At 49.5% G+C, this 1448-nt stretch carries 1 protein-coding gene; it reads right to left on the reverse strand.

The window, feature by feature from the left end; all coding sequences use genetic code 11:
• The coding region (locus tag AB4138_RS23685; protein ID WP_372307944.1) for a cadherin-like domain-containing protein at positions 1 to 1448 on the reverse strand (1448 nt) is incomplete at both ends.

Below are 1448 nucleotides of genomic sequence, written 5' to 3' on the forward strand. Positions count from 1 at the left end.
TGTTGATCTTGAGGGACAGGCAGGTCATTAACTGGGTTAACGGTTAGATCCGCAGAAGCCTGAACGGTGTTAGTACCATCAGAGATATCGAAGCTGATATCGATGTCACCGTTGAAGTTCTCATCTGGCGTAATCGTGAAGCTGCCGTCATCATTAGCTACAACCGTCGCATCTCCACCAACCGTTAGGCCGCTAGCAGTAAGGTCATCGCCCTCTACGTCAGAAGCTTGCGATAGAAGCTGCTCTTGACTTAGACGAATCGAACCATCTTCGTCGATTGAGTACGCTAGGTCACCAGACACTGGCGCATCATCAACCGCAGTCACACTTACATCGATGTTCGCAGAGACCGTATCGGTGCCGTCTGACACATCGAAGCCGAAGTTTACGTCACCATTGAAGTTTTCATTTGGCGCAAAGGTGTACGTACCGTTGCCATTGTCAGTAAGGATACCGTCGCCACCATTGTAGGTCACACCTTCAACCGTTAGGTTATCACCTTCAATGTCGGTAGCGCCTGTTAACAGGTCTGCATCGGTGAAGATAAGCGTTCCATCTTCTTCAACACTGAACTGTTGATCTTGAGGGACTGGCAGGTCGTTAACTGGGTTAACCGTTAGGTCAGCTGATGCTTGAACCGTATTGGTGCCATCAGAGATATCGAAGCTGATATCGATGTCACCATTGAAGTTCTCATCTGGCGTGATGGTGAAGCTGCCGTCATCATTAGCTACAACCGTCGCATCTCCACCAACCGTTAGGCCGCTAGCAGTAAGGTCATCGCCCTCTACGTCAGATGCTTGTGATAGCAATTGCTCTTGGCTTAAACGGATAGAACCGTCTTCATCGATTGAGTACGCTAGGTCACCCGATACAGGCGCATCATCAACGGCAGTTACGCTTACGTCGATGTTGGCAGAGACCGTATCGGTGCCGTCTGATACATCAAAACCGAAGTTTACGTCGCCATTGAAGTTTTCGTTTGGCGCAAAGGTGTAAGTCCCGTTGCCGTTGTCGGTCAGGATACCGTCGCCACCATCGTAGGTCACACCTTCAACCGTTAGGTTGTCGCCTTCAATATCAGTCGCACCTGTTAATAGGTCAGCATCAGTGAAAATAAGTGTGCCGTCTTCTTCAACGCTGAACTGTTGGTCTTGAGGTACTGGCAGGTCATTAACTGGGTTAACCGTTAGGTCAGCTGATGCTTGAATGGTATTGGTGCCATCAGAGATATCGAAACTGATATCGATGTCACCATTGAAGTTCTCATCTGGCGTAATCGTAAAGCTGCCATCGTCGTTGGCTACAACCGTTGCATCACCGTCGACCGTTAGGCTGCTGGCCGTCAAGTCATCGCCTTCCACATCTGATGCTTGAGAAAGCAGCTGCTCTTGGCTTAGACGAATCGAACCATCTTCGTCGATTGAGTACGCTAGGTCACCAGACAC

Origin of the sequence: Vibrio sp. 10N.286.52.C3 (assembly GCF_041468865.1) — a bacterium.
GTDB classification, from domain to species: Bacteria; Pseudomonadota; Gammaproteobacteria; order Enterobacterales; family Vibrionaceae; genus Vibrio; species Vibrio crassostreae_C.